This window comes from Terrabacter sp. P2_E3 (genome assembly GCF_056403915.1).
In genome coordinates, this window is sequence record NZ_JBFUEN010000005.1 from 248711 (window position 1) to 271650 (window position 22940).

Annotated in this window: 25 protein-coding genes; 17 read left to right on the top strand and 8 right to left on the bottom strand. The window is 71.7% G+C overall.

The window, feature by feature from the left end; translation table 11 throughout:
* The first annotated feature begins 6 nt into the window (after window positions 1–6).
* Both AC1DW8_RS08945 and AC1DW8_RS08950 read left to right on the top strand, forming a co-directional pair.
* Window positions 7–1632 (top strand): glucoamylase family protein, encoded by a 1626-nt coding sequence (locus tag AC1DW8_RS08945; RefSeq protein WP_478093388.1) that lies wholly within the window; start codon window positions 7–9, stop codon window positions 1630–1632.
* 39 nt (window positions 1633–1671) lie between these two features.
* Window positions 1672–3498: a glycoside hydrolase family 3 protein gene (locus tag AC1DW8_RS08950; protein WP_478093391.1), complete on the top strand. Its 1827-nt coding sequence runs from the start codon at window positions 1672–1674 to the stop codon at window positions 3496–3498.
* A 16-nt stretch (window positions 3499–3514) separates the two neighbouring features.
* Here AC1DW8_RS08950 and AC1DW8_RS08955 read toward each other — a convergent pair whose 3' ends face one another.
* Window positions 3515–3763 (bottom strand): DUF2630 family protein, encoded by a 249-nt coding sequence (locus AC1DW8_RS08955; protein ID WP_020141871.1) that lies wholly within the window; start codon window positions 3761–3763, stop codon window positions 3515–3517.
* A gap of 44 nt (window positions 3764–3807) precedes the next feature.
* On the opposite strand from AC1DW8_RS08955, the gene AC1DW8_RS08960 reads away from it, so the two are divergent.
* The 4 genes from AC1DW8_RS08960 to AC1DW8_RS08975 all read left to right on the top strand — a co-directional run bounded on the left by AC1DW8_RS08960 (window position 3808) and on the right by AC1DW8_RS08975 (window position 6166).
* Complete coding sequence (locus AC1DW8_RS08960) at window positions 3808–4500, top strand: alpha/beta fold hydrolase (protein WP_478093393.1); 693 nt, start codon at window positions 3808–3810, stop codon at window positions 4498–4500.
* A 10-nt stretch (window positions 4501–4510) separates the two neighbouring features.
* Window positions 4511–4678, top strand: coding sequence for a hypothetical protein (locus tag AC1DW8_RS08965; protein ID WP_200958960.1), 168 nt, complete (start codon window positions 4511–4513; stop codon window positions 4676–4678).
* A gap of 50 nt (window positions 4679–4728) precedes the next feature.
* Complete coding sequence (locus AC1DW8_RS08970; protein ID WP_056823852.1) at window positions 4729–5325, top strand: DinB family protein; 597 nt, start codon at window positions 4729–4731, stop codon at window positions 5323–5325.
* 142 nt (window positions 5326–5467) lie between these two features.
* On the top strand, window positions 5468–6166 hold the full coding sequence (locus AC1DW8_RS08975) for a hypothetical protein (RefSeq protein ID WP_056822951.1): 699 nt from the start codon (window positions 5468–5470) through the stop codon (window positions 6164–6166).
* Between the two features lie 10 nt (window positions 6167–6176).
* Here the strand turns inward: AC1DW8_RS08975 and AC1DW8_RS08980 are convergent, their stop codons facing one another.
* On the bottom strand, window positions 6177–7193 hold the full coding sequence (locus AC1DW8_RS08980; protein WP_255358373.1) for a LacI family DNA-binding transcriptional regulator: 1017 nt from the start codon (window positions 7191–7193) through the stop codon (window positions 6177–6179).
* A gap of 245 nt (window positions 7194–7438) precedes the next feature.
* Here AC1DW8_RS08980 and arfA point away from each other — a divergent pair, with 245 nt between their 5' ends.
* Genes arfA through AC1DW8_RS09010 form a run of 6 tightly spaced genes read left to right on the top strand, consistent with a single transcriptional unit; the run spans window position 7439 to window position 15497 of the window.
* Window positions 7439–8974: an arabinosylfuranosidase ArfA gene (arfA, locus tag AC1DW8_RS08985; protein ID WP_056822944.1), complete on the top strand. Its 1536-nt coding sequence runs from the start codon at window positions 7439–7441 to the stop codon at window positions 8972–8974.
* Complete coding sequence (locus AC1DW8_RS08990; protein ID WP_056779059.1) at window positions 8971–10335, top strand: ABC transporter substrate-binding protein; 1365 nt, start codon at window positions 8971–8973, stop codon at window positions 10333–10335. The genes arfA and AC1DW8_RS08990 overlap by 4 nt, the downstream gene beginning before the upstream one ends.
* 16 nt (window positions 10336–10351) lie before the next feature.
* On the top strand, window positions 10352–11311 hold the full coding sequence (locus tag AC1DW8_RS08995; protein WP_478093397.1) for a carbohydrate ABC transporter permease: 960 nt from the start codon (window positions 10352–10354) through the stop codon (window positions 11309–11311).
* Complete coding sequence (locus AC1DW8_RS09000; protein WP_478093399.1) at window positions 11308–12135, top strand: carbohydrate ABC transporter permease; 828 nt, start codon at window positions 11308–11310, stop codon at window positions 12133–12135. The genes AC1DW8_RS08995 and AC1DW8_RS09000 overlap by 4 nt, the downstream gene beginning before the upstream one ends.
* Window positions 12136–12144: 9 nt before the next feature.
* Window positions 12145–14466, top strand: coding sequence for a family 43 glycosylhydrolase (locus AC1DW8_RS09005; RefSeq protein WP_478093401.1), 2322 nt, complete (start codon window positions 12145–12147; stop codon window positions 14464–14466).
* A complete protein-coding gene (locus tag AC1DW8_RS09010) occupies window positions 14463–15497 on the top strand; it encodes a glycoside hydrolase family 43 protein (RefSeq protein WP_478093403.1) in 1035 nt (344 codons plus the stop codon). The genes AC1DW8_RS09005 and AC1DW8_RS09010 overlap by 4 nt, the downstream gene beginning before the upstream one ends.
* Window positions 15498–15718: 221 nt before the next feature.
* Here the strand turns inward: AC1DW8_RS09010 and AC1DW8_RS09015 are convergent, their stop codons facing one another.
* Both AC1DW8_RS09015 and AC1DW8_RS09020 read right to left on the bottom strand, forming a co-directional pair.
* Window positions 15719–16411, bottom strand: coding sequence for a zf-HC2 domain-containing protein (locus tag AC1DW8_RS09015; RefSeq protein ID WP_478093405.1), 693 nt, complete (start codon window positions 16409–16411; stop codon window positions 15719–15721).
* A complete protein-coding gene (locus tag AC1DW8_RS09020) occupies window positions 16408–16896 on the bottom strand; it encodes a sigma-70 family RNA polymerase sigma factor (protein WP_020141884.1) in 489 nt (162 codons plus the stop codon). Before AC1DW8_RS09020 ends, AC1DW8_RS09015 begins: the two co-directional genes overlap by 4 nt.
* A 147-nt stretch (window positions 16897–17043) precedes the next feature.
* On the opposite strand from AC1DW8_RS09020, the gene AC1DW8_RS09025 reads away from it, so the two are divergent.
* The 3 genes from AC1DW8_RS09025 to AC1DW8_RS09035 all read left to right on the top strand — a co-directional run bounded on the left by AC1DW8_RS09025 (window position 17044) and on the right by AC1DW8_RS09035 (window position 19156).
* Window positions 17044–17565, top strand: a complete 522-nt coding sequence (locus AC1DW8_RS09025) for a COG4315 family predicted lipoprotein (protein ID WP_478093407.1) — start codon at window positions 17044–17046, stop codon at window positions 17563–17565.
* A 37-nt stretch (window positions 17566–17602) separates the two neighbouring features.
* A complete protein-coding gene (locus AC1DW8_RS09030) occupies window positions 17603–18445 on the top strand; it encodes a uracil-DNA glycosylase (protein ID WP_478093409.1) in 843 nt (280 codons plus the stop codon).
* A gap of 276 nt (window positions 18446–18721) precedes the next feature.
* The gene (locus AC1DW8_RS09035; RefSeq protein WP_478093411.1) at window positions 18722–19156 is read left to right on the top strand and encodes a GNAT family N-acetyltransferase; all 435 of its coding nucleotides are present in this window, start codon (window positions 18722–18724) and stop codon (window positions 19154–19156) included.
* 3 nt (window positions 19157–19159) lie between these two features.
* Here AC1DW8_RS09035 and AC1DW8_RS09040 read toward each other — a convergent pair whose 3' ends face one another.
* On the bottom strand, window positions 19160–19294 hold the full coding sequence (locus AC1DW8_RS09040; RefSeq protein ID WP_478093413.1) for a hypothetical protein: 135 nt from the start codon (window positions 19292–19294) through the stop codon (window positions 19160–19162).
* Window positions 19295–19310: 16 nt separating this feature from the next.
* Between AC1DW8_RS09040 and AC1DW8_RS09045 the strand changes: the two genes are divergently transcribed.
* Window positions 19311–19634 carry a hypothetical protein gene (locus AC1DW8_RS09045; protein ID WP_056779036.1) on the top strand — a complete coding sequence of 108 codons (324 nt, stop codon included), beginning with the start codon at window positions 19311–19313 and terminating at the stop codon, window positions 19632–19634.
* 19 nt (window positions 19635–19653) lie between these two features.
* Here the strand turns inward: AC1DW8_RS09045 and AC1DW8_RS09050 are convergent, their stop codons facing one another.
* Window positions 19654–20046 carry a hypothetical protein gene (locus AC1DW8_RS09050; protein ID WP_478093416.1) on the bottom strand — a complete coding sequence of 131 codons (393 nt, stop codon included), beginning with the start codon at window positions 20044–20046 and terminating at the stop codon, window positions 19654–19656.
* Between the two features lie 72 nt (window positions 20047–20118).
* A complete protein-coding gene (locus tag AC1DW8_RS09055; RefSeq protein ID WP_478093418.1) occupies window positions 20119–20649 on the bottom strand; it encodes an N-acetyltransferase family protein in 531 nt (176 codons plus the stop codon).
* Between the two features lie 139 nt (window positions 20650–20788).
* Between AC1DW8_RS09055 and AC1DW8_RS09060 the strand changes: the two genes are divergently transcribed.
* Entirely contained in the window at window positions 20789–21664 is an 876-nt protein-coding gene (locus AC1DW8_RS09060; protein ID WP_478093420.1) for a CPBP family intramembrane glutamic endopeptidase, read from the top strand.
* A gap of 45 nt (window positions 21665–21709) precedes the next feature.
* On the opposite strand, the gene AC1DW8_RS09065 is transcribed toward AC1DW8_RS09060, so the two are convergent.
* On the bottom strand, window positions 21710–22940 hold a 1231-nt coding region (locus tag AC1DW8_RS09065; RefSeq protein ID WP_478093422.1), incomplete at its 5' end, for an HNH endonuclease signature motif containing protein.

Sequence of the window (22940 nt, forward strand, 5' to 3'; positions counted from 1 at the left end):
TGCACCATGTCCGAGAAGAAGCTCTACACCCCCAGCCGCCGCTCGATGCTCGTCGGGGGCGCGGCCTCCGTCGCCGCCTTCGCGCTCGCACCGTCGGCGTCCGCGTCGACGACCGGCGCGCGCCAGGCGCCCGCCTTCCTGCGGTCGACGGGCCCGAATGCCGTCCGCTCCCTCGAGAGCGCCACGGTGCGCACGTGGGCGGCCGACACGTGGCGCAGCCTCGTCGCGATGACCGACCCGAGGACCGGTCTGCCGGCCGACAACATCCCCGCGTCGCTCGCCGCCGGCGACCGCTCCAGCTACACGTCGCCGACCAACATCGGTGGCTACCTCTGGTCGACCGTCGTCGCCCGCGAGCTCGGCATCATCACCCGTGGCGAGGCGTCGGCCCGCCTCATCCGCACGCTCAAGACGGTGGAGCGGATGGAGCACCACACGCCGAGCGGCATGTACTACAACTGGTACGACGAGGCGACCGCCAAGGCGCTGCACACGTGGCCGGACTCGGGCGACAAGGTCGTCCCCTTCTGCTCGAGCGTCGACAATGGCTGGCTTGGCGCCGCGCTGCTCGTTGTCGCCGGCTCCGACGCCGCGGCCGCTCCGTGGGCCAAGAGGATCTTCGGCCGGATGCGCTGGGACTCCTTCTACAACGACAACAGCGACCCCGCGCACCAGGTGCGTCCGGGTGGCCTCATCCACGGCGGCTTCTACCCCTACGAGGACGGTCGCCCCGGCGGCACCTACCAGGGCACCCACATCGGCGGCGACCCCGTCTGGCTCACGACGCACCACTACGACACGACGGTGTCGGAGACCCGCATCACGAGCTACCTCGGCATCATCACCGGCCAGGTGCCGGCCAAGCAGTACTTCGCGATGTGGCGCACCTTCCCCGCGACGTGCGACTGGTCGTGGCACGAGATGCAGCCGGTCGGCGAGAACCGCACCTACTACGGCCTCGACGTCTACGAGGGTGCGTACACCTACCGCGGTATGCACATCGTGCCCGGCTGGGGCGGCTCGATGTTCGAGGAGCTCATGCCCGACGTCTTCGTCGACGAGGCCGCCTGGGCGCCCCGATCGTGGGGTCGCAACCACCCGCTCCACGTCCGGGCGCAGCGGGAGCACGGGCTCATCGACGCCGGCTACGGCTACTGGGGCTTCAGCCCGTCGAGCAACCCCAAGGGCGGCTACCGGGAGTACGGCGTCGACGCTCTCGGGCTCAACCCGACGGGCTACATGTCCGACCAGGAGAGCACGAACTACGACCCCGGCTTCGGTGACTGCCGGGCGGCGACGAACCCGAGCCCGACCTACGGCGACGGCGTCGTCACGCCGCACGCGGCGTTCCTCGCGATGATGCACGAGCCGGACGAGGCGTTCACCAACCTCGCCAACCTCAAGGCCGACTTCCACTCCTACGACCGCGGTGGCTTCTTCGACGCCGTGGCCGTCCGGTCGGGGACCGTCGCCCGCCGCTACCTCTCGCTCGACCAGGCCATGGTCATGGGCGCCGCGGGCAACGTGCTCGGCAACGACGTCCTCCGTCGCGCCTTCAGCACCACGGCCGTCGAGCGCGCCCTGCGCCCGGTCATCGGTGTCGAGGAGTTCGGCGCGAGCCCGATCGCCTGACCCGCGTATGAACTTCCCGCACCGACGAAAGGCACACCCGTGCGCCCCGAGCTCTCCACCTCCGAGGACGGCGTCGCCTACCGCGACCTCAACGGCAACGGCCGGATGGATCCCTACGAGGACCCACGCCTGACCGTCGAGGAGCGGGTCGAGGACCTGCTCGGCCGGCTCTCCCTCGAGGAGAAGGTCGGTCTGATGTTCCAGACCGTCATCGAGGCCGGTTCGGACGGCACGGTGCTCGAGCACCCGGGCACCATCAGCAAGTCGCCGACGAGCACGGTCGTGCTCGACAAGCACCTCAACCACTTCAACGTCCACGCGCTCGACGACCCGCGGATGGCGGCCCGGTGGAGCAACGCGCTGCAGGCGCTCGCCGAGCGCACGCCACACGGCATACCCGTGACGGTGTCGACCGACCCGCGGCACGCGTTCATCGAGAACGTCGGGGTCTCCTTCTCCGCGGGCGCGTTCTCGCAGTGGCCCGAGCCGCTGGGGCTCGCGGCGCTGCGCGACGCGGACGCGGTGCGGCGCTTCGCCGACATCGCCCGCCAGGAGTATGCCGCCGTCGGCATCCGGGCCGCCCTGCACCCGACGCTCGACCTCGCGACCGAGCCGCGCTGGGCGCGCCAGGCCGGCACCTTCGGCCAGGACCCCGACCTCGTGACCGAGCTCGGAGTGGCGTATCTCAAGGGTTTCCAAGGAGATTCGCTCGGTGCGGGCAGTGTCGCGTGCACGAGCAAGCACTTCCCCGGCGGCGGTCCGCAGAAGGACGGCGAGGACGCGCACTTCCCCTACGGCCGCGAGCAGGTCTATCCCGGTGGGCGATTCGCCGACCACCTCAAGCCGTTCCCGCCGATCATCGAGGCCGGCACCGCGGGGATCATGCCGTACTACGGGATGCCGGTCGACCTCGTCGTCGACGGCGTCGAGATCGAGCCGATCGGCTTCGGCTACAACAGGCAGGTCGTCACCGGCCTGCTCCGCGAGAAGCTCGGCTACGACGGCGTCGTCGTCACGGACTGGGAGCTCGTCAACGACAACCACGTCGGTGACCAGGTGCTCCCGGCGCGCGCGTGGGGCGTCGAGCACCTCGACCCGCACGGCCGCATGGAGCTGATCCTCGAGGCCGGTGCCGACCAGTTCGGCGGCGAGGAGTGCGTCGACATCCTCCTCGACCTCGTCGCCCAGGGTCGGGTCACCGAGGCCCGGGTCGACGAGTCGGCGCGCCGCATCCTCGCCGTGAAGTTCCGTCTGGGGCTGTTCGACGACCCCTACGTCGACGAGGACGCCGCCGCCACGACCGTGGGCCGGGGTGACTTCCGCGAGGAGGGGTATGCCGCCCAGGCCCGTTCGGTGACCGTGCTGCACAACGAGGACGATCGGCTCCCGCTCGAGCAGGGCCTGCGCATCTACGCCGAGCGCGTCTCACCCGAGGCGGTCGTCCGGCACGGCAAGCTCGTCGACCGGCCCGAGGACGCCGACGTCGCCGTCGTGCGGCTCAACGCCCCGTTCGACCCGCGGTCGGACCTCTTCCTCGAGTCGTGGTTCCACCAGGGCTCGCTCGACTTCCCGCCCGGCCTCGTCGCCCGGCTCGAGCGGATCGCCGCGGTCTGCCCGCTCGTCGTCGACGTCGTGCTCGACCGGCCGGCCGTCGTCACCCCGCTGCTGCGCTTCGCGTCGGCCGTCGTCGGCAGCTACGGCAGCAGCGACGACGCCCTGCTCGACGCCGTCACCGGCACCATCGCGCCCGAGGGGCGGCTGCCCTTCGACCTCCCGCGGTCGATGGACCAGGTGCGGGCGCACGGCGAGGACGTGCCGGGCTACGACGACCCGCTCTTCGCCTTCGGCCACGGCCTCACGATCTGAGGCGTGTTCGGGGCGGTCAGCCGGTGTAGCCCTCGACGGTGCGCTCGGAGCGCACCTCGGCGCCGTCGGGGTCCTGGCCGAACTCGCGCCGCGCCCGTCGCTGACGCAGCAGGTCCCAGCACTGGTCGAGCTCGACCTCGACGCTGCGCAGTCGGGCGTGCTCCTCGTCGACGGTGATGTCGCCGGCCTGCAGGGCGGAGCGCAGCCGGTGCTCCTCGTCGATGAGTGAGCCGATGCGGTCCTGGATCGAGGGGTCGTCAGCCATGGGGCCACGATCGCACGGCCCCACGGGCGCCGTCGAGGGCTAGCATGTGGACAGTGACCACATTCGCGCTCGTCCCCGGCGCCGGTGGCGCCGCCTGGTACTGGCACCAGGTCGTGCCGCTCCTCGAGGACGCCGGCCACGAGGCCGTCGCCGTCGAGCTGCCCGCCGACGACCCGGAGGCGGGGCTGCCGGAGTATGCCGCCCTCGTGACCTCGGCGGTCGACGGCCGTGACGACGTCGTGGTCGTCGGGCAGTCGATGGGCGGCTTCACCGTGCCGATGGTGGCCGCGCGGCGGCCCGTGGCCGGCATCGTCCTGCTCAACGCCATGGTCCCGCTGCCGGGCGAGACCGCCGGGGCGTGGTGGGACGCCGTGCGGTGCGAGGAGGCCCGGGTCGCGGCGGCCCGCGCCGGTGGGTGGAGCGAGGAGTTCGACCTCGACACGTACTTCCTCCACGACGTCGACCCGGCGGTCGCGGCGAGTGGCGAGGAGCACCAGCGTCCCGAGGCCGAGCGTGCCTTCGAGACGCCGTGCGCCATCGACGCCTGGCCCGACGTGCCGATCCGCGTCGTCGCCGGCGCCGACGACCGCTTCTTCCCGGTCGACCTCCAGCGTCGCGTGGCGCGCGACCGGCTGGGACTCGACATCGACCTCGTGCCCGGCGGGCACCTGGCCGCGCTCTCGCACCCGGCCGAGCTGACGGCATACCTCATGGCTTCCGGCGGACATCGGGAGTAGGACTGGGGGTATGGGACGGCCCGTGCTCGGCGTGCTCTACGCGCTCGTGATGGTGGCCGTCGTCGTGGCCGTCGACGTCCTCTTCTTCCGGGACCACGTGTGGGCGCGGCTCATGGTCAACGTGGGCATCGTCCTCGTGTTCGGGGCCTTCTACCTGCGGTTCTTCCGGTCCGTGTGACCGCGCCGCACGACGGGTGAGCGAGGTGCCCGCGTGCGAGGCTGGGCCCCGTGATCGACGACTTCGCCAAGGCGTACCTCCACGACAACCTGCGATGGGTCCGGGCTTCCCTGCTGCAGAAGCTGGACGGGGTCTCGGAGTACGACGCACGCCGACCCCTGACGACGACCGGCACGAACCTGCTCGGCCTCGTCAAGCACCTCACGCTGTCCGAGGCGCGCTACCTCGGCGGCATCGTGGGCCGGCCCTTCCCCGAGCCGCTGCCGCAGTTCGACGACCCGGGCTTCGTGAGCCGGGACCAGCTGTGGGTCAGGGTGGACGAGTCGCGGGCCGAGGTCGTCGAGCGCTACCGCCGCGCCTGCGCCCACGCCGACGCGACGATCGAGGCGCTGCCGATCGACGCGCCCGGCCACGTGCCGTGGTGGCCCCGGCCGGACGTCATGCTCTTCAACCTCATGGTGCACGTCCTCACCGAGACCAACCGTCACGTCGGCCACGCCGACATCCTCCGGGAGCAGGTCGACGGCGTCGTCGGCGACGACCCGGTGTCGACGAGCGACGACGCGGCCGAATGGGCGGCCCACCGCGAGCGCGTCGAGCAGGCCGCTCGCGCAGCGGGATCCGGCGCCTCAGCTCCTAGGGACTGACGCCGGTCCGGGCTGCTCTTGCGCCGACCTTGCGGGATTCCTGCTGCTTATCGCGGCTGCCCTTGCGGCGACCTCGACACACTGGGGCAGCGGCGCCGGTCCCGGCGCCGTCACGTGACCGACCGTCCCCGGAGGACCGCCCATGTCTGCCCCCGCCCAGGCGCGCCGCACGCTGCTCGGTCGTGCCGTCCTGGTCGCGGTGGGAGCCGGCGCCGTCGTCCTCGGGGCCCAGTCGATGGAACCGGCGCCCACGCCGGCGCCACGCGCAGCGGCGGCCGTGAGCAGCGCACCGGCCGCGCCGGTCACGCCTCTAGCGGCGGAGAGCGACCTCGTGGACGCCAGCGTCTCCACGGGCCTGCGGCCCGTCACCCGGGCGCTCGGCGCCGTCGTGGCCGGACAGCAGTCGTGGGTGCGGATCCCGTGGACGACGGACGCCCCCGTCTGCTCGGTGGCCGTGACGGTGACGGCGGACGGTGCCGACGTCGGCTACCCGGTCAACACCGGCGGCTACTCCTCCTTCTACCGTCAGGACCGTCTCGCGGCATCCGTCCACGACTACACCGCCGTGCGCTTCCTCGTGCCGGCCTTCTCTGCCGCGAAGGTGGTCACGGCCGACGTCACGGCGAGCTACACGACGACGAGCGGCACGAGCACCGCGAGCACCGCGGGCGCCGCGGGCGCCACGGGCAAGGCGGGCACGGACGCCAGGGCCTCCACCCCCTGCGTCGGCACGAGCGTCACCCGGACCTACCGCGTCACGCTCCCGGTCCAGCCTCCGTCGGCCGCCCCCGCGGCCGCCCTGGCCGACCCGGCTGCGGCGACGTCGAGCTCGGCCGACTGAGCGCTCCGGCTCAGCCCTGGGTCGCCGCCGGGCGGTGCCGACGGGCCGGGACCCCGAGCGTCGTCTCGCGCGCCTCGAGCGTCCACGCCACCTCGACCTCCTCGGCGTCACCGCGCTCGCCGTCGATGCGGCGTGACAGCAGCTCGAGCGCGGCTCGCGCCAGGCCGGTGAGGTCGGGCGAGATCGTCGTGACCGTCGGGTTGGAGTAGCGGGTCTCGGCGATGTCGTCGAACCCGACGATGGCGACCTCGCCCGGCACGTCCACGCCGGCCTCGACGCAGGCGCGCAGGGCGCCGATGGCCATGAGGTCGTTGAAGCAGAAGACGGCGTCGGGAGGCTCGGGCAGCGCGAGCAGCCGTTGCATCGCGGCGTGGCCGTCGGCGCGCTCGAAGTGGGGCACGCCGATGACGAGGTCGGGGTCGTAGGGGAGGCCGGCGCCCTTGAGCGCCTGGCGGTAGCCGCGCAGACGAGCGGAGGCGGTGCCCCTCATCGTCTCGCGCCCGACGGCTGCGATGCGCCGGCGTCCTTGCGCCACAAGGTGTTCCGTGGCAGCTCTCGCGGCAGCGACGGAGTCGACCGCGATGTGGTCGAAGCCCGTGGGGACGGGCCGTTCGCCGAGCAGCACCATGGGCAGGATGTCAGCGCGCCGGCTGATCTCGTCGGGGGAGAGGGCGAGCGGCGAGAAGATGACGCCGTCGATGACGTGCGAGCGCATGCCTTCGAGGACGACGCGCTCGGCGTCGGCGTCGCCTCCCGTCACGTCGAGCAGGACGATGAAGCCGAGGGCGGCCGCCTCCTCGGTGATGCGCGCCGCGAGCTCGGCGAAGTAGGGCGAGTCCATCGCCGGCACGGCGAGGGCGAGGAACCCGGCGCGGCCGTGCTTGAGGCTGCGCGCCGACAGGTTGGGGCGGTAGTGCAGCTCGGCCATGGCGGCCTCGACGCGCTCGCGCGTGCTGGCCTTCACGTGGGGGTGGTGGTTGAGCACGTTGGAGGCGGTCTTGACCGACACTCCCGCACGCTCCGCCACGTCCCGCAGCCGCGCCGCCAACCGTGCCTCCGTCCGTGCGGAGCCCTGTCCGGCTCCTGACTGCCCCTGAGTGCACCCGTGTGCCCCCGTCGAGGAACAGGCTAGCGCCCGGGGACCCGCTGCGTGATGACCTCGGGACACCTCTGGACACTTTTCGGTAACCGTTGTAATTTTCAGCCCAGATGCAAATGGGTAACCGTTGTACATCACGGTGCGACCCGACGCCGACGGTCAAGGAGGAGCGCATGGGACGAGCGACGGTGCGGCTGGACCCCGCCTTCACGGTGGGGCCCGTGCGGCCGAGGACCTTCGGGTCCTTCGTCGAGCACATGGGCCGGTGCGTCTACACCGGCATCTACGAGCCCGACCACCCCGATGCCGACGAGCTGGGCTTCCGCACCGACGTCGCGCAGCTCGTCCGCGAGCTCGGAGTCACCGTCGTGCGCTACCCCGGCGGCAACTTCGTCTCGAACTACCGGTGGGAGGACGGCGTCGGACCCAAGGCCGACCGTCCCACGCAGCTCGACCTCGCCTGGCGCTCCGTCGAGACGAACCAGGTCGGCACCGACGACTTCGTCGACTGGGCCCGCGGCGTCGGCGTCGAGCCGATGATGGCCGTCAACCTCGGCACGCGTGGTGTGCAGGAGGCCATCGACCTGCTCCTCTACTGCAACGCCGAGACCGGCACCTCGTGGCCCGACCAGCGGGCGAAGAACGGCCACCCCGAGCCGCACGACGTGCGCGTCTGGTGCCTCGGCAACGAGATGGACGGCCCGTGGCAGATGGGCCACAAGACCGCCGAGGAGTACGCCCGGGTCGCCGAGGAGACCGCGCGCGCCATGCGCCGCGTCGACCCCGGCCTCGAGCTCGTCGCCTGCGGTTCGTCCAACCGCGGCATGCCGACCTTCGGCACGTGGGAGCGAGTCGTCCTCGAGCGCTGCTTCGACCTCGTCGACCACGTCTCGGCGCACGCCTACTACGAGCCCGTCGACGGCGACGTCGACTCCTTCCTCGCGAGCGGCGAGGACATGCACCGCTTCATCGAGTCGGTCGTGGCGACGGCTGACCACGTCGCCGCCGTCAAGGGCTCCGACAAGCGGATCATGGTCTCCTTCGACGAGTGGAACGTGTGGTTCCAGGAGCGCTTCCACGGCGAGAGCTCCCTCGAGATCCGCGAGGCACCCGAGCTCATCGAGGACGTCTACGACGTCACCGACGCCGTCGTCGTCGGCAGCCTGCTCATCACCCTCCTGCAGCACACCGATCGCGTCTCGATGGCGTGCCAGGCGCAGCTCGTCAACGTCATCGCTCCCATCGCCACCCGCCCCGGCGGCGCCGCGTGGAAGCAGACGATCTTCCACCCCTTCGCGCTCACGGCGAGGTATGCCCGGGGCACCGTGCTGCGCCCCGCCGTCCGCTGCGACGCGACCCCGACCCAGGCCTTCGGTCCCGTCGACGCGCTCGTCGTCACCGCGACCCACGACCCCGACACCGGAGACCTCACCGTCTTCGTCGTCAACCGCAGCCGCACCGAGACGGCCGAGCTGACGCTCGACGTCGCGGCCGCCGTGGGGGGCCACCCCACGGCATACGCCCTCGTCGAGCACCTCCAGGTGCACGACGACGACCCCTCGGCGACGAACACCGAGGACCACCCCGACCGGGTGACCCCGCGCCCGGGGGACGCGGCGGTCGACGGCACCGACGGCACCACCCTCACGGCAACCCTGCCGCCCATCTCCTGGCACTGCATCCGACTCTCCGAAGGGACCGTTCAATGACGAACACCACGCCCCGCCCCCAGTCACCCCTCACCCCGCTCTCGCGGCGCTCGATCCTGTCGGGAGCGCTCGGGATCGCCGGCGTGGCCGGCCTCGCCGCATGCGGCTCCGGCTCGAGCGGCGTCCCCGGCCAGGCTCCTGCCGTGTCGGCCGGCGGGGGAGCGACCGGCTACAGCGGCCCGAAGGTGGCCCTCCAGTTCTGGAACGGCTTCACCGGTGGCGACGGCCCGTACATGAAGCGCCTCGTCGACCAGTTCAACACGGAGCACGCCAACATCGCCGTCAGCATGAACACGATGCAGTGGGCCGACTACTACGCCAAGCTCCCGGCCGCCGTCGCGGCCGGCAAGGGCCCCGACATCGGCATCATGCACGTCGACTCGGTCGCGACGAACGCCGCACGCAACGTCGTCCAGCCGCTCGACGACGTCGCCACCGCCCTCAAGCTCGACGAGAGCGACTTCGCGCCCGTGCCGTGGAAGGCCGGCGTCTACAACGGCAAGCGCTACTCGATCCCGCTCGACGTGCACCCGCTCGGCTTCTTCTACAACAAGAGCGTCATGGAGCAGGGCGGCCTCGACCCCGAGAAGCCGCCGATGACGGCCGACGACTACATGGCGGCCCTCGAGACGATGAAGGGCAAGGGCATCGAGGGCCACTGGGCCAGCCCGTTCCCCTTCACCGGCGGCCTGTCGATCCAGTCGCTCATCTACCAGTTCGGCGGCTCGCTCTTCTCCGACGACGGCAAGCAGGTGCTCTGGGCCGACGACGCCGGCGTCAAGGCGCTCACGTGGTTCCAGGACCTCGTCACGAAGGGATACTCGGCCGGGAAGATCGCCCAGGACGCCGACATCGTCGCGCTCCAGAACGGCAAGACCGCCTTCAACTGGAACGGCATCTGGACGATCAACACCCTCAAGGAGAAGTCCGGCCTGCAGTGGGGCGTGGCGCCGCTGCCCGACATCGGTGGCACCAAGGCCGCCTGGGCCGGCTCCCACCAGTTCGTCCTTCCGACGATGCGCACGCCCGACCCGAACAAGCAGGTCGCGGCCCGTGTCTTCCTCAACTGGATCAGCACGAAGAGCCTCGAGTGGGCCAAGGGCGGCCAGGTGCCGGCCCGCAACTCCGTCCGCGAGTCGGCCGAGTTCAAGGCCCTGACCGAGCAGGCGACGCTCGCCAGCCAGATCGACGACCTGCACTTCACGCCGGCCGTCGCCGGCATCGGCGACGCCATGCCGGAGTTCGACAAGGCCGTCAACGCCGCGGTGCTCGGCGGGCAGGACCCGAAGACGGTCCTGTCCGACGCAGCCGGCCGCGCGACGAAGATCCTCGAGGCCAACGCCAAGAAGTACGGCGGCTGACGCCATGGCTGTGACCATGACACAGCCCACGAGACCGCCCTCGGGAGCGACGCCTGCGCCGGGTGGGCGTCGCTCCCGGGGAGCGACATCCGGCATCCACGGGTCCCGGTGGACGCCCTACCTCTTCCTGTCGCCCTTCCTGCTCCTCTTCATCACCTTCGTCGCCGTCCCGGGCCTCCTCGGCATCTGGATCTCCTTGCACGACTGGGACTTCCTGCTGCCCAACAAGCCGTTCGTGGGGGGCCAGAACTACGCCGACCTCTTCGACAGCGGGTCGCCGCAGTTCGAGCCGTTCTGGAACGGCATGAAGGCGACCGGCATCTTCGTCGTCATCAGCGTGCCGTTCCTCGTCGTGCTGCCGCTGCTGCTCGCGATCCTGCTCAACCGTCGGTTCCCCGGACGCACGTTCTTCCGGGCCGTCTTCTTCGCACCGTTCGTGCTCGGGGTCGCTGTCGTCGGCCTCATGTGGCGCTACCTGCTCGACCCGTCGTTCGGCATGGTCAACGGTGTGCTCTCCGCGCTCGGCCTGCCGGGCGACACGGCGTGGACGACCGAGCAGCCGTGGGCGTGGATCTCGCTCGCGGCCGTCACCGTCTGGTGGACCATCGGCTTCAACGCCGTCATCTACCTCGCAGGCCTCGCCGACATCCCGGCCGAGCACTACGAGGCCGCCGAGATCGACGGGGCGACCGCGTGGCAGAAGCTGCGCTACATCACGATCCCCGGCTTGCGGCCCGTGCTCGTCTTCGTCGTCGTCACCACGGTGCTCGCCAGCGCCAACATGTTCGGCCAGAGCTACCTCATCACCAAGGGCGGGCCGGGTGACTCGACGCGCACGGCGATCATGGAGATCACCGACCTCGGGCTCTCGCAGTACCGGATGGGCCAGGCCTCGGCGATGAGCTACGTCCTCGCCGTATTCCTCGCCCTCGTCTCCCTCGTCAACGTCTGGGCCCTGAGGGAGAAGAAGTCGTGAAGCGCCGCAACGGACCCTTCTTCTGGCTCGGTATGGGCGTGCTCAGCGTCATCTTCATCGGACCGCTGCTGCTCGTGCTGCTCACGGCGTTCAAGTCGCAGAGCGAGTCGCGCACCGTGCCGCCGACGTACTTCCCGTCCGAGTGGAGCCTGCGCGCCTTCGACGTCCTCTTCTTCCAGGACGCCGCGAGCCCGGTGCTGCGGTGGTTCCTCAACTCGATGGCAGCCGCGACGATGCACGCCGCGCTCGTCCTCGTCGTCTGCTCCCTCGCCGGCTACGCCTTGGCTCGCATGGAGTTCCGCTTCAAGAAGGCGATCTTCGGCGCCATCATCCTCACCCTCTTCGTGCCGGGGTTCATCTTCCTCATGCCGAACTTCCTGCTCCTCGACAAGCTCGGCTGGCTCGACCAGATCTGGGCGCTCGTCGTGCCCGGAGCGGCGGGTGCGTTCGGCGTCTTCTTCATGCGGCAGTTCTTCATGGGCCTGCCCAAGGAGCTCGAGGAGAGCGCCCGGCTCGACGGCGCTGGGCCCTTCCGCACGTGGTGGTCGATCGTGCTGCCCAACGCGCGGCCGGCGCTCGTCACGCTCGGCGTGCTCAGCTACCTCGCCAACTGGAACGACTTCATCTGGCCGATCTACGTCCTCTTCTCGCCGGAGCGGCTCACCCTGCCCGCCGGCCTGAGTCGCCTCCAGGGCGCGTACACGATCGACTACCCCGTGGTCATGGCGGGCGCCATGCTCGCCGCGATCCCCGTCCTCGCGCTCTACGTCTTCGTGCAGCGCTACGTCATCGAGGGCGTCGCCAGCAGCGGCGTCAAGGGCTGAGGAGTCCGTATGCGTCCCCTGACCTCCCTGCGCCACCGTGCCCTGCGGCGCGGAACCGCCTGTATCGCAGCACTCGTCACGGCCGTCGGTGTGAGCGCCGCGGTCCCGGCGGCCTCCGCGTCGGCCGGTCGGATGCCGTCCGCTGCCGCCCCATCGACCTACGACAACGCCGTCTCGGACGCGTTCTCGGACACCTTCGCCGACCCGTCCGTCATCCGCGGACGCGACGGCTGGTGGTACGCGTATGCGACGTCGGACCCGCTGCGCGCGGGTGACGCACCGGGCGCGATCCACGTGGCGCGCACCCGAGACTGGTCGAGCTGGGAGTATCTCGGCACGGTCTTCGACGCGGGCAACCGTCCCTCGTGGGCGACCGCGACGTCGGGCCTGTGGGCGCCCGACATCCGCTATGTCGCAGGACGGTACGTCCTCTACTTCACCGTGACGGACACGACCCTCAACCCCGGTGACGACTCCGCGATCGGTGCGGCGACGGCGCCCACCCCGGCAGGTCCCTGGACTCCCGCCCCCGCGCCGGCCGTCCCACCCCGGCCGGCGTCGGGTGGCGGGTTCCTCTGGACGTTCGACCCGGCGGGCTTCACGGACGTCGACGGCCAGCGCTACCTCTACTACGGCAGCTACTTCGGCGGCCTGTGGGTGACGAGGATGTCGGCCGACGGCCTGACCCCGGTCGGCCCGGCCACACAGGTCGCCGTCGACAACCGCTACGAGGGTTCCTACGTGGTGCGCCACGGCGACTTCTACTACCTCATGGGCTCGGCCGCGAACTGCTGCGCGGGTCCGACGACGGGCTACTCCGTCTTCGCCGGTCGCTCGCGGTCGCCGCTCGGGCCGTTCGTCGACGCCGAGGGCACCTCGCTCCTCACGTCGCGCGTCGGCGGCACGACGGTCCTGACGCAGAACGGCAACCGCTTCGTCGGCGCCGGCCACCACGCCGTCGTCACGGATGCCGAGGGGCGCGACTTCATCGCCTACCACGCCATCGACCGGACGAACCCTTGGCTGACGACGACCTTCGGCATCAACCGTCGACCGATGCTCCTCGACCGCCTCGACTGGGTCGACGGCTGGCCGCGCACCCGTGCGGGCGCCGGACCCTCGGACACGCCCCAGCCGGCGCCGTCGCTGGCCTCCGGGCTCGGGGTCACACCGACCGACCCGTCCGCGAGCGGCTTCAGGGGTCTGGGCGCGGGGCCGACGGATCCCGTGGCCGGGCGGACGGCCCTCGTCCACGGCACCGCCTCGACGACCGCCTCGGCCCCGACCGGCCCGGTCCACGTGCGCCTCGACCACCGCGGCACCGAGCCGCTCCGGGTCCTGCTCGGTCGCGACCCCGCCGTCAAGGTCACGCTCGACCCCAAGGGCGCCCGGCTCACGGCCCAGGTCGAGCGGGACGGCACCGTGCGCTCGTCGACGACGGCGCTGTCCCCGCTCCCGACCGGGGCGTGGCGCACGCTCACCGTCGAGGCGACGGCCGACGGGCTCACCGCCGAGGTGACCGAGAGCGACCTCGCCGACGTCGTGGCCCGGGTGCAGGTGTCCGGCGACACCAGGCCCGCTGCCGCCCCCGTACGCCTCAGCAGCAGCAACGCGGTCGTCGACAACGTCGTGGTCAACCCGGCAGCCACGGACGCAACCGGCCTCGCGCCCGTGCCCGTGGCCGGGGCCCTGCTCGAGTCCGAGGAGTTCGACGACCCGAGCCTCGCCGGCTTCACGTGGGTGCGGCGCAACCCGGCCGTCACCGTCTCCGGCGGCAGCCTGCGCTGGCCGGTCGAGGGCGCCGACCTCGTCGGCGGCGGCAACACCGCGAGTGTCCTGCTCCACGACACCCCGGGCGACGGCGACTGGATCGCCGAGGCGAGGACGACGCTCGACCTCGGCGTCGACACCGTGCGCAACTACCAGCAGGTCGGTCTCGTCGCCTACGAGGACGACGACGACTTCGCGCGCCTCTCCAACGTCGCGATCTGGAACACCCGGCAGACCGAGTTCGGCCGGGAGACCGCCGCCGACCCGGCCGCTCCCGACGGGCCGACGAGCTACGGCGGTGCCGTCATCGGCACGTCGGCGACGACGCTGTGGCTGCGGCTCGCCCACCACCGCAACGCCGCCGGCGAGCACCTCTACCGGGCCGGCACGAGCCGCGACGGCGTGCACTGGACGTGGGGAGCGACGTGGACGTTCCGCACCGACACCCACCCGCGCATCGGGCTCGTCGCGCACGGCGGGTCGAGCCCGGCGGTCACCGCCGAGGTCGACCACCTGCGGTTCTATGCGTCGAGCTGGCCGGCCGACCCGGGCGCCGGATGAGGCGCACCCTCATCCGTACCACCACCGTCGCCCTCGCAGCCGTGCTCCTCGCCGGGTGCGGGGGCGGGGCCCCGACCAGCCTGTCCACCGACCCCGGAGGCACCGTGACCACCCCCGCCACGCAGGCAGCACCGGCCGCGACCAATCCGGTCTGGCCGAGCAACTTCCCCGACCCGCAGATCCTCCCGGACGGCGACGGCTGGGTGGCCATCGCCACCAACGGCAACGGGATGAACGTCCAGACGCTCGTCAGCGACGACCTCGCCTCGTGGACCCAGGGCAGTGACGCCCTGCCCGAGCTCGCGTCGTGGACGACACCCGGCAAGGTCTGGGCGCCCGAGGCGCACCGCTTCGGCGACCGGTGGGTCATGTACTACACGACGATGGCGCCGGACCCCGCCATCCAGTGCATCGGTCTCGCCGTCGCCGACGACCCCAAGGGCCCGTACCGCGACACGAGCGGCAAGCCCCTCGTCTGCGAGCAGGACCAGGGCGGCTCCATCGACGCGTCACCCTTCGTCGCGTCGGACGGCACGGCATACCTCTACTGGAAGAACGACGGCAACGCCGTCGGCAGGGACACGTGGATCTCCGTCCAGCGACTGTCGGCCGACGGACTGCGACTCGAGGGCGAGCCGAGACGCCTGATCCGACAGGACCTCCCATGGGAGGGCCAGCTCGTCGAGGCGCCCTTCGTGTGGGAGCGGGACGGCGTCTTCCACCTCTTCTACTCCGCCAACGACTACGGCAGCGACCGGTACGCCGTCGGGCACGCCACGGCGGCGTCCCCGACCGGGCCCTTCACGAAGGACCCCGATCCGGTGCTGACGAGCAGCGACGTCGCGGCGGGCCCGGGCCACTGCGCGCTCCTCGAGAAGGACGGGCGCGTGCTCATGGTCTACCACGCGTGGGCGCCCGACTCGATCGGCTCGGAGGTGCCCGGCCGGACGATGTGGCTCAGTGAGGTCACCGTCGCCGGGAAGAAGGTCTCGGTCACGCCGCCGGCGACGCGGCTGCCGTCCGGCTTGTGAGGTCTGCGGTGTATCAACCACCTCTGAAGAGGCTCTGAGTGTCAGGGGAAACGGTGCGGGGCAGGGGGGCTGCCCCGCACCACACCCCGAATCGCTTGGGCGGCTGGCCCGTTGAGGTACGTTAACCGCCATCAGGGCCCGGGATCGCAGACCTGATCAGTCGCGAGCCGGGCCCTCAGGCGTGCTCTTCAGGCGTGCCCCGGGCCGTCAGGTCGGCCGGCTCACGTGCGGGCCTCGGCGAGCACCTTGCCGGTGCCGGTGCGCACCTCGAGTGCCTGGATCTCGTTGGGTCGCAAGGCCGTCGCGCCCGTGACGCGGGAGTAGCCGGCGGGGGTCGCCCGCCACGACGCGGCGGTCGTCGCCTTGCCGCTCCGGTCGATGACCCAGAGGGCGAGCTCACCGTTGGTCGGCATGTCCTCGCAGTTGACGTCGAGCTGGGTCCCCCAGCCGCGCGTCACGAGGGCGATGTCGATCCGGACCTGGCTGCCCGCGACGGCGGCCGCAGCGACGTGCGTCGTCGGCAGTGTCGGCGTGGTGGGTGTCAGCAGCTGCGGACCGAGCCAGGCGCCGGCGGCGAAGAGCACGACCGCGGCCGCGGCGGCCACGACGGACATCCACGCCCGACGTCGGCGGCGGCGTCGGCCGACCTCACCGAGCAGGGTGACGAGGTGCTCGTCGTCGTGGTCGGTCAGGAGGGGAGCGGGCACGGCGACGGGGGTGTCGCTGAGGTGCGGCCCGCCCTCGGGGCCGGCGAGGTCGAGCAGACGCGGCATCCCGGAGACCTGGCCGAGCTCGGTCTGGCACTGCCGACACGCGCGCAGGTGCTCGCTGAAGGCACGGTGGTCGTCGTCGGACAGGCCACCGAGCACGTACGCGCCGAGCAGCACGTGCAGGTCGTCCGATCCGGTGGTCATCTCGTCACTCCCATCTCGTCGAGGATGACGCGCAGGTTGCGCACGGCGTAGTAGGCCCGCGACTTCACGGTGCCCTCGGGCACCCCCACGCGGGTGGAGGTCTCGGCGACGGTCAGGCGTTCGAAGTAGAGGTAGCGCACGATCTCTCGGTGGTTGGTCTGGAGGCGGCCGAGGGCTTCCTCGACGAGCACCTGGTCGAGGGCGCGGTCGAGGGCGGAGTCCGCCTCGGCCACGTCGACGAGCTGCGCCTGCTGGGGGCGCCGGCCGGCGGCACGGTGCTGGTCGACGATGAGGTGGCGGGCGGTCGTGATGAGGTAGGCGCGCAGGTTGTCGGCCTCGGGCGCCTGCTTCCACACGCGCAGGATGACCTCCTGGACGATGTCCTCGACCCGGTTGGCGTCGCTCGTCGCGCGCCAGACGACGCGTCGCAGCATCGGCCCGTGCTCGCGGTAGATCTCAGCGACCGCCTCGTCGTCCAGCGGCATCCCGCAGCCACCTCCTCACTGGTGCTCCACCGTCCAGAGACGCCTGCGCGGCGCGTCAGGTTCACTCTGTCGACCCCTGAACCGTCTCACGCCGGGAGACGTATCCGACATGGACGCCACCCGGGCGTCGAGATCGAGGAGGTCATCATGATGCGAACCCGATCCATCAGCACGACGGCGCTCGCCGCCGCGGTCCTGGTGCTCACGACGGCCTGTGGGTCGTCGACTCCCGACCCTGCCAGCCCGGCAGCCCCGTCACCGTCGGCCTCCACGTCCGCCGGAACTCCGGCCGGAGGTGGCGGCGCCGAGGTCGCCGAGCTCAAGACGGCGACCTCGTCCCTCGGGACGATCGTGACGGACGGCAAGGGCATGACGCTCTACATGTTCGACAAGGACACGAAGGGTGGCGCGACGAGCGCCTGCACGGGTCAGTGCCTGGCGGCCTGGCCACCGGCCCTCATGGGTGCGGCCGCGCCCACGGCGTCCGGGGTCACCGGCACGGTCGCTGCGATCGACACGCCGGACGGCAAGAAGCAGCTCACCCTGGGTGGATGGCCGCTCTACTACTGGGCCAAGGACACGAAGCCCGGTGACGTGACGGGGCAGGCGGTCAAGGACGTGTGGTGGGTGCTCGACGCCGCCGGGACACCGATCAAGACCAAGTCCTAGAACCTACGGGCGGGCCGGGTCGGCCTAGCGTGGGGCCATGTGCCCCGCCGACCTGCCGAACCCGGCCCAGCACCCCGTCACCGGCGGCCTCTTCCTGTCGCCGGTGCCGGCGGGCTCGGGCTGGCCGGGTGACCCGGCCACGTTCGAGACACCGGTCGCGGCCACCCCTGCGCAGGTGCGCCGACTAGCCACGGGTGCGGACGGCATACGCGAGCTCGATGCCCGCATCAGCGTGTGCCGCGCGTGCCCGCGGCTCGTCGCGTGGCGGGAGTCGGTGGCGACGGCGGGACGTCGCGCGGCGTTCGCCGACCAGCCGTACTGGGGGCGCCCCGGGCCCTCCTTCGGGGACCCGGACGCGGAGGTGCTCGTCGTCGGCCTGGCCCCGGCGGCCAACGGCACCAACCGGACCGGTCGGATGTTCACCGGCGACCGCTCCGGCGACTGGTTGTATGCCGCCCTCCACCGAGGTGGGTACGCGAGCCAGCCCACGTCGGTGGCCTCGGGCGACGGGCTCGTGCTGACGGGCCTGCGCATCGTCGCCGCCGTCCGGTGCGCCCCGCCCGCCAACAAGCCCACGAGCGAGGAGAAGGCGACGTGCGCGGCGTGGCTCGACCGGGACCTCGAGCTCTCCGAGCCGCGGCTGCGCTCGATGCTCGCCCTCGGGTCCATCGCCTGGGACGCGGCGCTCGGGGCGGCCCGCCGCCGGGGGTGGGACGTGCCGAGACCCAAGCCGAGGTTCGGCCACGGTGCCGAGGCCGTGCTGGCGACCGACACCGGGCGGCGGGTGCGACTCGTCGGCAGCTACCACGTGAGCCAGCAGAACACCTTCACGGGCAAGCTCACCGAGACGATGCTCGACGAGGTCATCGCGCGCCTCTGACTGGCGCGCCGTCGTCGTGCTCGACGTGCCCGTCGGGGGACATCAGGGACGCATCATCGGCTGGTCCGGCAGCACCGGTGCGGCGTCGGCCCCGCACCGGCGACTACTCCGTCATCGACGGCAACACCCGGTGTCGCTGCCCTCGACCATCGAGGGCCACGTGCCCGCGACCGGGTCGTGGGTGCGGAGCTCGAACACGCGGGCCTCACCCGACACCGAGGGGCGCGCGTCGTGGAGGGTGCGCGCCCTCTCGGAGGCGTGGCATGATCGCCCGTCGTGACCGAGGCACGGGGATTCACGTCGGCCGTCGGCGAGGCCGATGGGGCCCTCGACCAGCGGCTCTCCGACGAGCTGGACGACGTCAACGCGGCCGCGACTGCAGGCACGCCGGCGGCCCGCGAGCTGACGGTCCGGTTCGAGGACGCGTCGGGGGAGCTGGCGGCCGGCGTCAGCGGCTGGACCTGGGGTGTCGCGGCCGGCATCGGCATGACCTGGGTGCGTGAGGACGTGCGCGGGACCGGGCTGGGGGAGCGACTGCTCGCCGACTTCGAGTCCGAGGCGCGGTCGCGTGGCTGCAGCCACGTCTTCGTCACGTCGTTCACGTTCCAGGCTCCCGGCTTCTACGAGAAGCAGGGCTATCGCGAGATCTTCCGCTGGGAGGGCGTGCCCACGGCGGACGCGGCCGACGTGCACTTCCGCAAGGAGCTGTGACCGTCAAGCGACGCAGCCGAGGGTCCAGTGAGTGGCCATGCCGTCACCGTAGGAGCGGATGCGGACGTTCGGCTTCGTCGACGCGATGCGGGAGTCGGCGGCGCTGAGGAGGGGCGACGATGCGCGGCCGGCGGTCATGGGCGAGGGTGGGGGTGTGGAGCCACGCAGCGTTCGCCCGTACATCGTCGCCCTCGGCCTGCTCTGGATCGTCCCGGCCGTCCTCGTGCTCGTGCTGCACCTGACGCTCCCGGACTACAACGCCTCGGGGCAGTGCACGGGTCTCGGCTTCGGCTGCGCCCCGGCTCCCTCGGACGCCGTCCTCTTCCTCGGCTACCTGGCGGCCCTGCCTCTCTTCCTCCTCGGCATGGTGGCCTGCCTCGTCATCGCCGTCGTCCGCGGCCGTCGTGACCGGCGCGCCGCCGGCCGCGACGAGGGCAGGACGGCTGACCGCCCCGTGGACGTCGACCCCCAGGGCTGACGCCGTCGGCGCGTCGATGTCAGAGGCCGTCGACGAGCAGCAGGGGGTCGATCCCCAGGACTGCGAGCATCCCGGCTGTGGCCAGCGCACCGGTGACCACGGCGATCAGCAGAGCCGTCAGCTCCCGGGGCCACGCGGCGGCCCGCGTCCGGAGGGCCAGTCGCGACAGGCCCAGCGCGCCGAAGACGTTGGTGCCGATGCCGACCGCCAGCGCCAGCTCGTAGCGGTCGACGTCCGGCTCGTCGACCGAACCGAGCCCCGCGACGGAGGTGAAGCCGAAGGTCAGGGCGTGCATGACGAGCAGCGCGAAGGCCAGACCGACCAGGAACGCCGTCGTCAGGACGCCGATGGCCAGTGACCACCACGGCAGGCTGAGTCCCCACCGGCCCTCCGCCGACTCTTCCGCGCCCATGGGCGCCATCCTCGCGGCTCCCTGTCGTGGACCGCGTCCGTATGCGTACTCGACCTGGGCGGTCGGGCGCTCTCAGAGGTGACGCGCGTAGCCGAGGAGCTCGGGGCAGGGCGCGAACGAGCTCCTGCTGCGCTCGCCGGTCGGCCGCCAGCCGTGCTTCTCGTAGAAGCGGCGTCCTCGGTCGTTGCCGGTGAAGACGCGGAGCCGGGCCTGTGTGACCCTGCCGCCACGCAGGTGGTCGAGGACGTCGTCGTGCGCGAGCGTGGCCAGGCCCGTGCCCCAGTGCTCGACGGCGATGCCGAAGTGCAGGAACTCGTCACCACGGGTGGCGGCGAAACCGGCGACCGCGTCGTCGCGCACGACCACGAAGCAGTCGGTCCCCGGGAGGTCGATCTCACGCAGCCAGCGTTCGGCGATCGCCTCGCGTGGGAACGGGTGCTCGTCCTGCGAGAAGACGTCGGCCAGCCCGAGGACCGCGCCCGGCTCCTGGACCGCGACGACCGCTGGTACGTCTGCCGCGGCCATCTCGCGGAGAACGTTCTGCCGTCCTCCGTAGCGGTGAAGGTTACCGTCGACCCACCGCGTCGGTTCGTCCCCTGTCACGTGGGGAGTATGGCGCAGGCAGGGGCCGCGGCGTGACGAACCCGCATGGCATCGAGCAGAGCGATGGGTGATGATCGTGGTGACTCGCTGACCCGCCGACGTGTCAGCCTCATCGCACGACAGGGGAGTTGAGGTCCACATGTCCGACGTCTCAGCCACAGCACTCAGGGGCCGTTTGCGCTCGTTCTTCGACCGGGGCGGCTTCTGGAGGCTCGTGCCCCTCGTCGTCGTCTACCTTGCCATCTACCTCGGCGCGGGCCTGCTCGCGTCGAGGGTCTTCGCCCGACAGAGTGAGGAGGAGCTGCTGACGACCGTCGGCAGCGTCTTCGTCGACGTCACCTTCGCGCTCATCGTCGGCGCTGTCGTCCTCGGCGTCTTCCTGTGGGCGATGGGCTGGACGCGCGAGATCTTCGGCCCGCAGCCGATCGGTGGGTCGCGGTGGATGTGGCTGGGCCCGATCCTCGTCACGATCCCCATCGTGCTGCGCGTGATCGGCCCGGACTACGGGAAGTACGGCATCGCCGTCATCGTGCTCACGATCGTGACGGGGTTGCTCGTCGGACTCGTCGAGGAGGTGCTGACGCGCGGCATCGCGGTCAAGATGCTGCGCGATGCGGGTCACTCGGAGCGCGTCGTGGCGCTCGTCTCCTCGTTGGTCTTCGCGGCGCTCCACTCGGTCAACCTGCTGAGCGGTCAAGCGGTCTCGACCGTGGGCGTCACGATGGCCTACACGTTCGGGTTCGGTGTCTGCATGTACCTCACGATGCGCGTGACGCGATCGATCATCCCGGCGATCGTGCTCCACGGGCTGACCGACCCCTTCGTCCTGCTGTCGACGGGTGGCATCGACGAGGTGGGCACGAACGGGACCCAGAACACCCTGCTGACCGTCGCGGGGTCGTTCAGCTTCATCATCATCGTCGCGGGCCTGATCCTCGTGTGGTTCGTCCGAGGACGCGTCGTGGAGCGGACCGACGTGACGGCCGCTGAGGGGATCGGCGCCACACAGGCCTGATGCCGATGTGGGCCTGAGCCCCGTTCGCGTCAGGCGGCCGCGCCCTCAGGTCGGGGTGAAGTCGACGAGGTGCAGGTGCAGGGTGCCACCGGAGGGCGCGGGGTAGCGGCGACCGAGTCGGGCTGGTGGTCTGCGGCGGTCCGGCTCGTGTGCCCCGTCTGACTCGTCCGGCCCGTCTGGCCCGTCCGGTTGGTTGGGGTCGGGGGCCAGGGTGAGCCGGTGTGTCGGGGGCGGCGTGGGTGGTGGGGGTGGTTTCTGGGGTGGGCCGATGAGCAGGCCGGTGTCGGTGTGGAAGGTGAGCCCGTCCGGGTGGGTGGGGTCGCCGGTGAGGGTGAACTCGCCGCGGTGGTGTCCGTCGTGGTGGAAGGTGCACAGGGCCAGGAGGTTGGTGGTGTCGGTGGGTCCGCCGTCGCGCCAGTGCCGGAGGTGGTGGATCTCGAGGTGGTGGGTGGAGGCGCAGCCGGGGAAGCGGCAGCCGCGGTCGCGGTCCAGGACCAGGATGCGGGTGCGGTGGGGGACGACGCGGTGGGCGCGGCCGACGTTGACGGGGTGTCCGTCGGTCTCCCAGACCGGGGTCAGGGTCCCGTCACAGGTCAGCTGGTTGGTGATGTATTGGGGCAGGCGGGGGCGGCCGGTGAGCCAGCCACCGTTGGTGTCGAGGTGGACCTGTACCCGGTAGCGAGCCCGGCGGGCCGCCCCGCGCGAACCACCGGAGTCGCCAGGTCCGTCTGAGCGTGCCGTGGTGGCGGCGTCGAGGGAGCGGGTGGCGAGCACGAGCAGGGCGTCGGCCCACGTGACCCGGGGCCGGCCGCCGTCGACCTCGGTCCAGGTCGGGTGCAGCACGTCGCCGTTGAGCAGCTGCCGGTCGGGCTCCTGCCCGTCGGAGGTGAGGGTGTGGAAGAGGTGGTCCTTGGCCTCGGCGAGGGCGGCTTCGACGAGGGCGCCGACCTCGGCCGGGGCGTCGTAGCGCAGCCGGAACCGCCCGTCGGCGTCGAGGCCCATGCTCAGGTGCGCCGGCTCGACCGGCACCTGCTTCCCCGACCCACCGCCGCTGTCCTCCCCGCTCTCGTCACCGGCCGGCATCTCACCGGGCAGCATCTCTCCGGGGAGGCCTCGGCCGCGGTCGTCGACGCTGTCGGGTTGGAGGGTGAAGTCGTAGCGGGTGACGGTGCGCTGCAGCTGGGTCACCGTCGCGTGCTGGGCGAACTCCGCGACCGTGGTGTCGAACGCGGCCGGGGTGTGCCGGGCCACGACCGCCGCCTGGTCCAGGCTGATC